Source organism: Sporanaerobacter sp. PP17-6a, assembly GCF_900095615.1.
Lineage (GTDB): Bacteria > Bacillota > Clostridia > Tissierellales > Acidilutibacteraceae > Acidilutibacter > Acidilutibacter cellobiosedens.
Genome location: NZ_FMIF01000026.1, coordinates 62296 through 76750, shown reverse-complemented (window position 1 = coordinate 76750; position 14455 = coordinate 62296). Strand labels below are relative to the sequence as shown.

The following is a 14455-nucleotide window of genomic DNA, read 5'->3' as shown; positions in this document are numbered from 1 at the left end:
TAATGTTTAATTATTATAAGTATAAAAATAAATACTTATTTTCAACTTATGAGTATAGTATGTTTAAAAAGGTTTCCCTTGATGAATTTATAGCAAATAAAAATAAATATTACTATTTGAAAAAATCTGATCCTCTCTACTCAAGGAGAAGCTTTTCCCTTTCCCATCCTGATTTTATTTTATCAGAAAGGGAAGATATCGATATAATACTCGACATTAAAGAAGAAAAAGAGTATTCTCTGCCTGAATGGCTTATAAAAGATATCTATAACGGAAATATAATTTCAATTAATACAAATTATCCCCATTGGTCCGAATTATTAGAGGAAAAAAGTCATAACAAATGGAAGGTGAATATCTTAGCCTTAGGAGATGTAGGAAGTACTCTGCTTATCGGTTTGAAACTTTTAGGAGGAGAACTTATCGAAAAAATAGGAATATGTGACAGAAACGAAAATAATAAAATAAGATGGGAATATGAAATGAACCAGGTGCGGAAAGCCTTTTCTAACGAAAAATTTCCTATGGTCAAAGGAATAGATATAGAGAGTTTATTTGATTGTGACATGTTTGTATTTTGTGCATCAAAAGGTGTGCCTCCCACAAACAGCAAAGCGGGCGACGTCAGAATGGTTCAATTCAACGGCAATTCAGCCATTATAAAAGAATATGCCTATATGGCACGGAAAAAACATTTTAAGGGTATATTTGCTGTAATATCAGATCCCGTAGACCTTCTATGCAAAAAAGCATTTCTTGAAAGCAATAAGGATGAATATGGAAATTTAGATTTTGAAGGAATTCCTGCCGATAAAGTCATCGGATACGGGCTGGGCGTTATGAACGGAAGAGCAGCTTTTTATGCCGAAATGGACGAAAAAACAAAACATTTTTTAAATGAAGGAAGAGTTTTTGGCCCTCATGGAGAAGGATTAATAGTAGCGGACAGCATCAAAAATTATAATGAAAATCTGTCTAATCTATTAACGGAAAAAACAAAGAATGCCAATTTAAAAATAAGAAGTTTGGGATATAAGCCATATATTGCTCCCAGTTTGTCTTCAGGTGCACTATCTCTGTTATCAACAATGAGTGGAGATTGGTTTTACGGTTCAACTTATATGGGTGGAGCTTATATCGGAGCAAAATGCAGGCTCATAAACAATAATATTGAAGTAGAAAAATTAAATTTACCTGAACCTCTGTTTAGTAAGATTAAATCCGCTTATGAAAGGTTAGTGAAAATAATATGAATGATTTATTTTTAATTATTCCCGAAAAGCCTTCCTTTATGTTGGAAAAGATGATTCAAGCCGTTATTCAGGATAGAGATCCCGTTATAATCAATGATGAAAACCATGTTTCATCATTAAGGCAGGGAAAGATCATATTTGCTCTTGAAGTCAATAATATAGGATTTAGCAATAATCTTTCAAATATATTTTCTAAACTATATTCTATGGGGAACTCCTCCCTATTTGGCTTCCAGGGAATAGTTTTAACCCATAGTAATACGGAATTGTATACAAGGAGTGCTGCTCAGAATATAATATTCCACGGAAATCAATTAGGTTTAAGATTTATAGGAAGGCCTTTAGTTGAAGCAACAGGAAATTTAGAAAATTTTATTCCTATGAAAAGTATATATAATGATTCTTTGGAAAATATTTGCCTAAATTCTTGCTATGAATTGGGACAAAGGTTTTTCAAAGACAATATCAGCCCTATAAAAAATCCTAAAATATTAATAATTTACTCCAGTAACTGGAGAACTTCCAACAGTCTTCTTCTTTGGAACATGGTTAAAAGAAATTTAAATTCATGTAAAATAAGAGAAATTCACATAGGAAACGGAACAATATATGACTGCAAAGGTTGTCCTTATAAAACTTGTAAACATTACGGCCAGCAAGTAAGCTGCTTTTATGGGGGAATAATAGTTGAAGAGGTCTATCCCGCTCTTCTTCAATCAAACGCAGTGGTATTCATCTGTCCTAATTATAATGACTCCGTTTCGGCTAATATAATGGCTGTTATTAACAGACTAACCGCACTTTTCAGGAGAACAAAATTTTATGATAAAACTTTGTTCTCCATAATTGTATCAGGATATTCAGGAAGCGATATTGTGGCTAAGCAAATTATAAGCAGTTTAAATCTAAACAAGACTTTCAGGCTGCCTCCGTATTTCTCTTTAATGGCTACGGCCAATAATAAAGATTCCATAAAAGATGTGCCCAACATCGAAGAAAAAGCAAAATGGTTTGCCGAAAACATAATGAAAGAAATAAAAAAATAGGAGGACATGGGGACGTTTCGGGACCAGTGAAAAAGTCCGATTTTTTAATTTTTTATATCCACAAATCCACATTTTTGCTGGAGTAATTTTTAAAAATAACGACTTTATCAGTGGTCTCGGACGTTTCATTTGTCTTTTTTGCATTTCTATGCCATCTCTTCCGTATTGCTTTATGTTAAAACCAATATATTTAGGGATGGGGACAGATTATTTTTCTATGTATAGCCAAAAAATTTTTATTCTGATATAATAAAAGTCTGTTAATGTTAATATAGTTCTTCAATAGACTTAATAAGACAGTAAAGGACATGATTTACAGGTGTTGGTATACTAAGCTTTTCCCCCATTTCAACAACAAGTCCTGAAAAATAATCGACTTCCGTTTTACGTTTTGCCTCAACATCCTGCAACATAGAAGTTTTCTCCTTAGCAGAAAGCCGGCTTGTTATTGACGCCATAAGTTCTTCAACATCTTTTTCTCTCAAATCAACACCCGATGCTTGGGCGACTTTCAGCACTTCCATCATAGCCTCTTTGTACAGGATAAGATTTGTTTTAACACTCGCCACCTTTTCGTATGATGCTTTGGTAATTGCGGTCACCTGATTTACTCCAACATTCAGCATAAACTTTTTCCACATTGCTCTTATCATGTCAGGAAAAACTTTATTTTTAATTCCCGCTTCATTTAATAATTCTTGCACAGCTTGTACTTCCGGTGCAATTACTGTATTGTCACCATATCCGAATTGAATTTCTCCATACTCTGTACTAAAAACACCTTCAGGTGTTCTCACAGCATTCATATGCGTAGACAGGCCATAAAGAACTTTATTATCCGGATATGCTGACAATATTCTGTCTCTGGCAGTAATTCCGTTAAGAATGGTGAGTATTATCGTGTTTTCACCTATAAAATTATGTACATCATCGATTGCTTTATCAAGCTGATAATTTTTTACGCAAAAAATTATCAGATCATATTTAATATCTTTTTTATCAGGTGATAACACCAAAGGATAAAATGTATTGTTATTTAGAGTAATTCCTTTCGACTTAAGCTTTATATTTCGCTTTTCCCCTGCTATCACAGCAAAATCCGAACCATATTTTTTATAAAGAAAACTACCATATACAGTTCCAATTGCCCCCATCCCAATCATTGCAACATTTTTTATTTTCACAATAGTTCACTCCTCATATTTATAAATATAAGCACATCTTATGTTAAGGTTCAACTTAAATTAAGAAAACCCATGCCTATACAAGTTGGAAATTTCAATACATCTTATGTTAAGGTTCAACAATGGATAAAATCGGCGAAGTAGTTAGCAGTACCGGATTTCAATACATCTTATGTTAAGGTTCAACTATATCAACCGTGGCTATACAAACAAGGATACATTATTTCAATACATCTTATGTTAAGGTTCAACAATTGAATTAGAGGAGGATGAGCAAGAATGAGTAGATTTCAATACATCTTATGTTAAGGTTCAACATTCAAAATTACGAGATAGAAATTGTTGGCAATATTTAATTTCAATACATCTTATGTTAAGGTTCAACCATAGATTTAACTCAGGAAGAAGCAAAAGAGTTAATATTTCAATACATCTTATGTTAAGGTTCAACCAACCCCCAAACATCATATTGGCATTATTAATCAATATTTCAATACATCTTATGTTAAGGTTCAACAAGAATATTTAAAATGGAAACCTTCAATTCATATGCATTTCAATACATCTTATGTTAAGGTTCAACTATATCACCGCCGTAACAATATTTCAGCTGTGTGAATTTCAATACATCTTATGTTAAGGTTCAACTTGTTATTCCCTCCACTATTTCCCCGTTTTCTGTCATTTCAATACATCTTATGTTAAGGTTCAACTTGTATAGCCGAAGTTGATATAAATGGCGATGGCGATTTCAATACATCTTATGTTAAGGTTCAACGAATCTGCATATAAGAGGGCTGGTGTATCTGCTAAATTTCAATACATCTTATGTTAAGGTTCAACTCATCTTTTTTAGGAATAACCAGCTTGCATCGACTATTTCAATACATCTTATGTTAAGGTTCAACTACATCAAATTACACGTTCATCATTTATATAAAATCTCTCAACGACTGCTATTTCCTCAACTTTATATTTATTTTCCCAACCGATTTTTATAATTTTATTTATACATATATTATATTCACAAAATATTCATTTTTCAATACCTGGAATTATATAAACTTGAAAATCAGGTTGGGAAAAATCATAAGATTAATGATTCACTGTCATTATAATTGGTCCCTATGGTTTCTTCGTCAAAACTGTCTTCATTCATTAACTTAATGATCGATATGAAATCTTCCTTGGAATTTATAATTTTCTTTAGTTCTGCAGTTAACTTGATTAAATTTGATGGTGTTATATTCCCTCTAAAAACAGATTTTTGATGGTGTTTAAAATATTTTTTACAAACTTTAAATACTTTGTTTACTCTCTTTTCATTTACATCATAAAAAAGAAAAGCATAGTTATAATTGGATATCTTCACCGCTTACATCATCTCCTTCAAACTAAAGGGTTTAAACTTTTTCCCTTCCATACAATATTTTATAAGCTTGTACCCATCAAGTTTAATCGCAGTTTCATAACTGATTTTACGTTTTAATATTTTATGTTCAAATACATTATTGAATCGGTTTTCGATAGATTCAATAAATATTTTTTTACCTGAATCATTAAGTAAGCAGTAATTGAATTTTTTTACAAAATGTTTATCAACCTGTATTTTTCTATTATTTACTAACTCAAATATACTCTTATAAACCACAACAGGTTTAAATACCTCAGATAAATCTAAACTTAAAGAAAATCTGCTTTCCCTCGGTTCATGTAAAAAGCTTATGGTTTGATTTAAATGAGTATTATATATCTGGGTTATAGTTCTGCTATAAAATATTGAATTTCCAAAAGAAATAAGAGCATTTATTGGATTATCCGGCGGCCTCTTTACTCTTTTGTTCATTACAAAATCCTCAGGAAGGAAATATTTAAAACTATCATAAAACTTCATCCATATCTGTCCTTCAATGAACAAAATATGCTTGATGTCCAAATCCTTATCTAAAAAATTCGGGATATCCTCTTTCAGCCAATATAAAAATTCCTTCAACTCTTTTTTGCCATGTTTATAATAATGATATAAAACTTCATATATATTTTCTGCGATACCTAATACAATAGCTTTTGCTATCCCCTCCCTCTTATATAAAAATGTTTCTGCCTGCTTGATGGTAAGATTTCCGCTTACTAAATATTCTTTAGGATAATAACTTCCGCTGTAATTTCCGTAATAATTAAAAATATGAATGACTATTCCCGCCCTTGAAGCAAAATCTAAAAACTTTGTATTCATACTTATTTCATTTAAACAATATATTTCTCTTGTATCTTCAACAGGTATATAATTATTTCCCTTTTCATTTCGAAAAAGAATGGAATTATCCTTTCTGCTCAATTCTCCCATAGACATAATATATCTTGTATGCTTACCCAATGGTATTTTCCTCCTTTTCTTACCTTAAATAAAACAGTACTCATAAAATGCACATTTCTTACACTTTGGCTTATATATCGGGTCCGGCAATTTATCCGATGAAACAAATTCGATTATTTCATTCTCCAGTTCATTTAATTTATTTTCCTCTTCCCCTGTAAGTTCTAATGTAATAACTTTTTTATTCTGTTTATTTTTTTCAATAAACTCAATCTTTCCTTTCCTATTTATCCCCTTCTCTTTTAAAATTTTTAAATACAAGAGAGTCTGCCATTTTGCTGCTTCTACATCTGCATCGGATTTTTTAATTTCAACAAGATAATCATTAGTAATTTTATCTACCTTTATATTTTCTATGGAAACTTCGGCATTTTCATTTCCGTTGTATTTTAATTCATGGAGAACTCTTCCTATATGGACATCTTCGCTATTGTCTTCCAAATTAATTCTGTTGGCAAAAAGCCAACACTGACGTTTACAGTGAAAATAATAATTTATCATCGTTCCGTTAACTTTCATAAGTTTTCCTCCATATTACAAAATATCACAATTACCCTCTTCCAACAATGCTCTCTTAAACTTTCCGTCTTCAAAATACTTTTCTCCGTCTTCCAAATAAAATATTTCTCCGATTAAATCATTATATGACACGTTTAATGATCTTACTTTATATATAAAATAACTCATTTTTTCCATTACTTCAGATAATTTAACTTTTTTCTCAGCATATCCAATGTTTTTATCCATCAATACTTTTTTATACTCTTGCCACACTTCCCTCCCTATTAACTTTCCTTTCTTCTCCAAATTCACTTCTCTATTAATAAAAACTGTGTATTCTTTCATATCATCTGAAATCAACTCCATCCTCTTAGAAATAATCCTATAATTAAGTTCTATTATACTTTCTCTGAAGTTCTTTATATTGTCTGGGTTTTCTCTGTTTAAATTTTCTTCTATCCTTCTCATTATTATCTCATAAAATTTATCAAAATCTTTATTTTCCAAAATATCTCTGATATAGCCCTGTTTCAAAGTAACACTTGAATCTTTCCTGTAATCCTTCTTATAAACAGTAGAAGCTTTATCCAAATCAAAAAAATACACTACTGCCATCTTTTTTAGGCACGAACGATTTATACGCCCCATGAATTGTTCTTCCGAATCCAATATTGAAATATCCTTAAAACCCGCATACATATCCACATCCACTCCTGCTTCAATTATCTGGGTTGAAACAAGAACTATGTTATTTTCTTTATCTACAGCATTAATTATTTTCTTTCTTTCAAACTTGTTATCATCACCTGTCAGCAGTAATATTTTCTTACCTGATAATCTCTTATCTTCGCACAATTCATCATAAAATTTTTCCGCCGATTTTTTTGTTATGAACTCTATTGCTATATTTTTATCTGTACTTTTAGCTACCTCAATTAACTTTTCTTTTAACCTGTCCCATAAATTTTCACTGACATTTAATAATGAATAATCGGGTTTCACTCTGTTTTTAAACAGTGGATTTTTAAAATATTTATCCTTGTTTTCAATCAAAGATACGAATTCTTCTTTCGTATCCGTCAATTTATCAAGCTTCGGCAAAGTTGCGGACATTATTATTATCTTTATATTTAAAATTTCCGTATATTTTTTCAAAAATAATATTATTTCCTTCCAGATATCATTTCTGTAACTCTGAATTTCATCAAGAATAACTACACTGTTAGCCAAATGAACTAAAGGAAAAACCTCTTCCCTTTCATTACCGAAAAGATGACTAAAAAATCCTACATGAGTTGTCAGTACAATCGGATAGTGCAAAAACTGCCTGTCCAATACCGCTCTTTCATAATTTATCTCCTGTTTTAAGGAGCCCTTTAAATGTAACTTATTGTCCTCTTCCTCATCAATTAATTTTATGGGAGTAATAGAGTTAACCACCGTTATATCATTTTGTATATCTTTATTGCCTTTGAAAATATCATTAAGGGATTTTTTCGTCTGTTCAACTAAAGTATTAAAAGGAAATATATAAAATATTTTATTTAAATTAGAATTATTTTTTAGCATTTTAAAAGCCAAATTAATAGAAGTATTAGTTTTACCGCTGCCTGTCGGGGCTTCAAGATAAAATATATTCTCATTTAAATGATTTTCTAAATTTTTTTCTGCCTCCAAAAACATACTGCTTCTTAATTCATTGATATCCCCATCTTTATAAGGTTTGATACCTTCTCCGTTTATACATTTCTCATATCGCCTTATACTTTTATAATTTTTATTTTCCTTATATATATCATAAAACCTGTCCACATCTTTAATCGTTCCAAATTTCTTAATTTCATTGCCATTTATAAACTCTGAGGTTGAATAAAAATCCGAAGCAACTAACAGTGAGTAAACAAATTTTGTATAGACATATATATTCATACAATTCCAAGGTTGAGATTTATCATAATTCTTCAAAAAATCACCGCATAATTTAAATACAGCTTTAACATGATTTTCAGTAGCAAAAAAATCAACATTATAGTCTTCATAAATTATTTTATTGTTTCTATATTTTTTATAACTTTCCTGAAACTTTTCGCCGAATTCATACAAGTCGTCAAAAGAGCTGTGATGCCTTGATATTATATAGGAATTAAGAAACAAAAAGGTCAAAAGAGTACTGCATAAATTTTTATTTTCTTCTATATTGCCTATAAATTTTCTTATTTTCTTAAAAAAATAGTCAAAATATATACAGGCCGAAAGCATTGAATGTTTCGAATCTTCTGTAGGTTTATTTTCATATTTTTTGTTTCTCATTTTTCTATACTGAAATCCGCTGTTTATCTTCCCTAAATCATGCATATATATTTCATTACAAACCATCTCTTCCCACAATTTTATTCCGTCATATTCATCTTTGCCAAAAAAAACATTTTCAAGATTTTTAAATACCCCATTTAATTTTTTCTCTTCACATAACTTCAAAAAATATGAATATGCCAAATCCGAATGCTCTTTTAATTTCTCCTTAATATCATCTTTTCTATTCCTATCTTCCTTCAAATGAGCATATATATCTTCATTATTTGGAATAAACTTATCCATATCAAATAACTTTACTCCATCAAAAATCATACGTAAACCACCCCTCTAAGATATACTCCCCCACCAAAACAGTGGGGGATAATTTCTAAGAAAAAAATAAATTTTTATTTCCATCCGAAAAAACCGGACATTTCTTTTTGGGTTTTACGTTCATATTGGTAAACACATATCTTTTTGTAATGTATTGATTTGTATTTTCATCCAATTTTTCCGGCAGCTTTTCTTCATATTTCCACAGTTTTTCTTCTTTATAATCCTCATTAAATATTCCTGTAAACGCATCAGCCTTATCCAAAATTTCAAAATAATCCTTTAAAAACAAACTATCCAACCTGTCAAAATCAGATACTTCTTCTAATTTTACCAACTTTGTATCTAAAATATCGGCAAAATGGTCATTCTTTCCCAAATAAGGCAGATAAACAAACTTTCCATTTAAAAGCCTGTCTTTAATTTCATCTATATATGGATTGTCATCAATCAAAATATAAATTTCCCAGCTTGGATTTTCCAGCCACTGTTCCGTTACTACAAGATTTCCTCCCGATTCCTGAGAAGCATATCCTACGGAATTATTGAAAGTCTGAATCTTTTTGGGAATAAACCCTCCGGGATTATTGTCAGGTACAACCGAAAATTTCAAATCCTTTAGCTTCTCGTAAAATTCAGGATAAGTTTTTTCATCTTGAAAGGTATACCCTTTAAATCCCATCGCAGCCCCTATTATCCCCAGTAATGCTATTTTGTGAATATTTCCGTAAGTAAAATATAAATAAGTATTCACATCGGGCTTTTTGAAAAAGGCTGTCCTCCCTTTTAGCAAAAATTTAATTCCGTCCATGGTTTTACAGCTCTTCTCTTGTAAAAATATTATAATATTTTGCTTTGGGAAAGTTTTTGTCAATGTGAATCTTTAAAGAATTATAATATACTTCTGTATTGATTATCTTATCAGATAATTTGTCGATAAGATCTATTAATTCTTTGGAAAATCTTATAATATCTTTTTCTCCGCCTTTTTCAAATTCAATATATTGAGTTATATCAGGCAAATAAAGATCCGATTCCGTTTCTATGAATATTGACAGCTCATTTTCGCAGCCTATTTTGGAATTTGTATTGAAGGCAGTGGCTGAAACAAGAGCTGCTTCTTTAAACTTTTTATAATCTTCTTCCGTATATCCTTCTGTAACTCCCAATTTTATATAATCATTATAAGAAGCCGGATTTATAACAAAGGGATAAAAATAATGAGCTTCACTGCTGACTATTTTCGTACCAAGAGTAGATGACTTTGCTTCTTCTTCATCCCTCTTATTTTTTTCATTCTCCACTCTGAATGGTGACAATATCTGCTGTTCTTCAACAGAAGTCTTATCATATTTGTTAAATCCCTGTCCTATTTGAACGGTTCCGGTTATGGAAATATTGTTACCTTCTTCCGCAAAAGTGGCCCCAAAATTTTTAACGTCTAATGCAGTAAAAAGATTTTGAACGACTTCCCTTTTATCTTCATCTTTTAATTTAGGAACGGAAAATATCTCCTCATATCTCTCTTCCAAGGATTTAGGCCTTAACTCTTTTTTCCCTTTTTTATCTTCCTCCATCTTTAGGGATTTGATATAAAGAATCTTTTCTCCTTGATCCATCCACATCTTTTTCATAGGATATTTCAGGGCCTTGTCACTTCCGAATATTTCCCCGGTAGATATGGATTTGGGATAACCGCTGAAATCCGCATTCCAATTGGACATAATTGATTTTATCCCTATTACCCCGTAAACTCTTTTATTCATGCTCTTGTTTTCCATCTTCCTTTACCTCCTCTTTATCTTTTTCATATAATAAATTGCTGTATAAATAACCTCCGATTAAAATATCCTTTATTATTCCATCCTTTTCCGGAACATAACCGATAACCATACCATATAAATTATTGAATCTCTTATCTTTCTTCCAAATATCATAATTATACTTAGTAAACAATTTTCTAAGCTCATCTTTGAGTTTCTCATCTGTACTGCAATTCAATATAGGATTTATAAGGGAATGCATCTTTTTATTTGATTTATTCTTAGATATTAAATAACTTACAAGCTGTCCTACGGCAAAATAGTATTCTTCATCTTTATCTATTTCCCCTCTAGGATTGCTGCTTATTTTTTCTCTCAACTTATCTGATAAATTTTTTAAAATATCTCCCATATTTTCCACACCTCCAAAATATTTTATTATCGATTCTCTCAAATTAAACTGCTCTTTTGCTCTTAAAATATAGCCGTTGCAAATGGAATTCTCTATTAAATTCATGGATACTTGAGGGAAAACTTGTTTTATAACCTTTTCATTCCCTTTATAAAGCCAGTCAAAAAATGCCTTCCTATACCTAAGAATATTTCTTTCTATTTCAGGATCATAAACTTTCATATCTTTCGGTTTGGTAAAATAATTATTAGTTAAGTACTTGCTAAAATATACTTCATTTATCACACTTCTTAAATCCTTCCAATTCTCAAGAGGTCCGTAGTTATTTAAGTTCTGTTGCTTGCCTTCATATTTAATGGATAGGACATTTTCGATGTTTAAATTTTTAATCTTCTTTTCATATAAAATTATTTCATCAAAATCCTGAATTTCCACTTCTTTTCCCTTTTGTATCTTTAAAAAATACCCTGAAAATTCATCATTAGGAGATTCATCATTTGCCAGGCATTCAATATTAGAATCACTTATATATATATTGGTTCTCCCCTGAGAAGCATAATTCATCAAATAATCAAAAAACTTTTTCTGCAATATTACCTCTTCTTCCGAAATCAAATAGGGAAGCTTATTTTTTCGTGTTCTATGTTCAAGATAAGGTTTTTTGGAGTTAAGTCCCATATTATCGTTTGGAAGCCCTAATACCTCATTGCCTATTTTTATATTATACTTGACATCATTATAGATATTAGGAATTATATATTTTTCACTCTCAATTTTATACTGTTCCATATCAGCTTTAAAAAATATCTTCAGATAATTTTTATCGTTTTTTATATTTTCTTCTTCGATTATTTTATATATCCTGCTCTTTATCCAATTTTTATTCTTTTCTATAATTTTGTCATCTGTTTTTCCATGTTTTTTTTCTATATTCAAATACATCTCTTTCTTTTTCCCATCATATTTTTTTTCAGGATATAAAATATTTTTGTAATAGTTATCTATAATCTCGTCAGTAAGTTTTTTAGGATTTATATTGGGTTTTTTAATAAAAAAAGAAAAACAATTATTACTGTGTATTACTTTTTTGGAATCTACAGGCTTGTTCATATCCGGCAATCTTGACAGATAATCCATTTCTGCAAAAATATAATACATACTGTCATTTCTGTCTACATCTTCTTTATTTACTTCAAGTATCTTTTCAATGTCTCCCTTATCATCCACTAAAATATAACTTCCTTCAGACAATACATAATTATCAATTATAATTTTGTCACCTTTTTCTTCATATATTTTCTTAAATGTATCTACACAATCCTTAAGCACGTTTTCACCTCCTCTCTTTTAAAGCCATTTACAATTTACATATCCAAATCCTCTGGAATTTAATTCCAATATCCCTACTCCTAAAGCAAAATATGCCAATTTCTGAGCCATTTTGTTCTCAGCAACATAAAGGGTAAGCTTGTCTCCCAAAAGCTGTATATTCTTAAATTCGGATGCAATGGGCTTCATATTATCAAATTTTAAGAATGTAAAAAGTTCAAAATTTTCTTCTATTTTTTTATTAAAATAATCGTTATATTTCTTTACCAGATTTTCCTCCAGCCTTTTTTCGTAATTTCCAATCGATTCACTTTTTCTCCAATATCCTTCTTCAAATTTTGCAACTGCGGGAGTAATACTGTAAATTTTCTCTATTATTCCCTTGTCAGGAATAATATTTTTCTCAACAGTTAATGCTTTTAAATATCTTGTATATTCATTTGCCAAATATTTTTCGAAATGATCGGCAAGCCTTTCGTCTACTGTTCGGATTATTATGGTATATATATTTCCCTTTTGATAAATTTTGGACTTTTCCACGGGATAAAAACTATTGTGGACATAATTTTTAAATGCGTTTTCCTCATGAAAATCAGACAGCTCTTTGTTTTTTAAAAAACTTTTATCGATTAGTTGCGATATGTACTCCAGGGACCTTTTGCTGTTCATGTTTTCAAGAACATAAACTTTCAATTTAAATTCATATACTTTCATATTTTCACCTTCCTTCATTTGTTTAATAAATTTTGAATACTTATTCATTAAATTGCTATATAATGTTTATATAAATAATTTTTTTAACTTAAATTAATTATATACCTGTCGTTATTATTTATCAAACAAATAATATTGATTTTTTAAGTTGAAAATAAAATATTTCTTTTCTTCTTATTTTTCTACATCTCATGTTACGGTTCAACTTTTTACTTAATCAAACAAAAAATATATTTCAATACATCTTATGTTAAGGTTCAAATACACTAAATTATATATTATCATTTAAATAAAATTTCTTAACAACTATTATTCCCAAATTTTATATTTATTTTCCTAACTATCTTTATAAATTTATTAATATATATTATACTTATAAAACTTGAATTTTGCAAATTTCATCACTCCAAAAAAACATCTTTTCTCATAGAAACAAATTTAAAATTGCCCCCATTTGTTTGTTGGTCAAAATAATATTCTTCTTTAAAGCCCAATTTTTTGTAGACTTTTATTGCACGTATATTAAAACAAGCTACGGATAAAGTTATTGCCTTAATATTTGTGTGTTTTTCGGTTATAAAATTTAGGCATGAGGACATGAATTCCGTTCCTAAACCCCTTCCTGTTAAATCCGGGCGCATACCTATACCAATATCAGCAACATTTTCACTAATATTTAAAGTTAAAAAACCAATAAGTTCACAACCGCTAAGTACCTCAAAATACGTTTCTCCTCGCATATCTGGGTCTATTAATTCATTATAGTCATCTTCATCAGCAGTCATATCATAAAATGAATAAATGCCCGGATATTTCCACTCATCAGCAATTATAACTGCATTCTTTTGTGTAAGTTTTCCGAATTCTAATTTCAATCTAATCACTCTCCTATATATCAAACGAATCAGTATCTTTCATTATTTTATCATAAATAATAAAGACTGTAGTTATATAATTACTATAAATTCAGTCATAACATTTATGGAAGATATAATTTCTAATTATTAAAAAAAATAAAAGAAATACATGTAGTCGGAGTCTTAAACAGTAAAGAAGGGCTAAGAGATAAGCATGTCGAAATGCAGGATGAAGACTATAAATTATTGGAATGGGTTCTTGGATTGACTAATCCAAATAATATCACATTGGAATATGGGGGACCGATGCCTCATTTTGAAGGCCGCAGCAATATAGACGAGCTTGAGAGGCAGCTCGTCTGCTTAATGAATATATGCAAACATTATTGAA

Annotated in this window: 13 protein-coding genes and 1 CRISPR repeat array; of the genes, 3 read left to right on the top strand and 10 right to left on the bottom strand. The window is 30.0% G+C overall.

Annotation, left to right across the window (positions count from 1 at the left end):
- Positions 1 to 2 precede the first annotated feature (2 nt).
- Positions 3 to 1253, top strand: coding sequence for a lactate dehydrogenase (locus PP176A_RS10945; protein ID WP_071140512.1), 1251 nt, complete (start codon positions 3 to 5; stop codon positions 1251 to 1253).
- Positions 1250 to 2299: a flavodoxin family protein gene (locus PP176A_RS10940; RefSeq protein WP_071140511.1), complete on the top strand. Its 1050-nt coding sequence runs from the start codon at positions 1250 to 1252 to the stop codon at positions 2297 to 2299. The genes PP176A_RS10945 and PP176A_RS10940 overlap by 4 nt, the downstream gene beginning before the upstream one ends.
- Before the next feature lie 266 nt (positions 2300 to 2565).
- On the opposite strand, the gene PP176A_RS10935 is transcribed toward PP176A_RS10940, so the two are convergent.
- The 10 genes from PP176A_RS10935 to PP176A_RS10890 form a co-directional block, all read right to left on the bottom strand.
- Complete coding sequence (locus PP176A_RS10935) at positions 2566 to 3483, bottom strand: ketopantoate reductase family protein (RefSeq protein ID WP_083381920.1); 918 nt, start codon at positions 3481 to 3483, stop codon at positions 2566 to 2568.
- Between the two features lie 25 nt (positions 3484 to 3508).
- Positions 3509 to 4391: direct repeats of the CRISPR family, unit length 30 nt; unit sequence ATTTCAATACATCTTATGTTAAGGTTCAAC.
- Between the two features lie 179 nt (positions 4392 to 4570).
- On the bottom strand, positions 4571 to 4855 hold the full coding sequence (cas2, locus tag PP176A_RS10930; protein ID WP_071140510.1) for a CRISPR-associated endonuclease Cas2: 285 nt from the start codon (positions 4853 to 4855) through the stop codon (positions 4571 to 4573).
- A 3-nt stretch (positions 4856 to 4858) separates the two neighbouring features.
- Positions 4859 to 5860: a type I-B CRISPR-associated endonuclease Cas1b gene (gene cas1b, locus PP176A_RS10925; RefSeq protein WP_071140509.1), complete on the bottom strand. Its 1002-nt coding sequence runs from the start codon at positions 5858 to 5860 to the stop codon at positions 4859 to 4861.
- Positions 5861 to 5884: 24 nt separating this feature from the next.
- A complete protein-coding gene (gene cas4, locus PP176A_RS10920; protein ID WP_071140508.1) occupies positions 5885 to 6379 on the bottom strand; it encodes a CRISPR-associated protein Cas4 in 495 nt (164 codons plus the stop codon).
- A 15-nt stretch (positions 6380 to 6394) separates the two neighbouring features.
- Positions 6395 to 8989 carry a CRISPR-associated helicase/endonuclease Cas3 gene (locus PP176A_RS10915; protein WP_071140507.1) on the bottom strand — a complete coding sequence of 865 codons (2595 nt, stop codon included), beginning with the start codon at positions 8987 to 8989 and terminating at the stop codon, positions 6395 to 6397.
- 55 nt (positions 8990 to 9044) lie between these two features.
- Complete coding sequence (gene cas5b / locus PP176A_RS10910) at positions 9045 to 9800, bottom strand: type I-B CRISPR-associated protein Cas5b (RefSeq protein WP_071140506.1); 756 nt, start codon at positions 9798 to 9800, stop codon at positions 9045 to 9047.
- Between the two features lie 4 nt (positions 9801 to 9804).
- Positions 9805 to 10770: a type I CRISPR-associated protein Cas7 gene (locus PP176A_RS10905; protein ID WP_234958910.1), complete on the bottom strand. Its 966-nt coding sequence runs from the start codon at positions 10768 to 10770 to the stop codon at positions 9805 to 9807.
- A complete protein-coding gene (gene cas8b, locus PP176A_RS10900; RefSeq protein WP_071140505.1) occupies positions 10748 to 12493 on the bottom strand; it encodes a type I-B CRISPR-associated protein Cas8b/Csh1 in 1746 nt (581 codons plus the stop codon). The genes PP176A_RS10905 and cas8b overlap by 23 nt, the downstream gene beginning before the upstream one ends.
- An 18-nt stretch (positions 12494 to 12511) precedes the next feature.
- The gene (locus PP176A_RS10895) at positions 12512 to 13207 is read right to left on the bottom strand and encodes a CRISPR-associated endoribonuclease Cas6 (protein ID WP_071140504.1); all 696 of its coding nucleotides are present in this window, start codon (positions 13205 to 13207) and stop codon (positions 12512 to 12514) included.
- Positions 13208 to 13608: 401 nt separating this feature from the next.
- Positions 13609 to 14082 (bottom strand): GNAT family N-acetyltransferase, encoded by a 474-nt coding sequence (locus tag PP176A_RS10890; RefSeq protein WP_071140503.1) that lies wholly within the window; start codon positions 14080 to 14082, stop codon positions 13609 to 13611.
- A gap of 204 nt (positions 14083 to 14286) precedes the next feature.
- Here PP176A_RS10890 and PP176A_RS16255 point away from each other — a divergent pair, with 204 nt between their 5' ends.
- Positions 14287 to 14454: a hypothetical protein gene (locus PP176A_RS16255; protein WP_159429062.1), complete on the top strand. Its 168-nt coding sequence runs from the start codon at positions 14287 to 14289 to the stop codon at positions 14452 to 14454.
- Position 14455 lies beyond the last annotated feature (1 nt).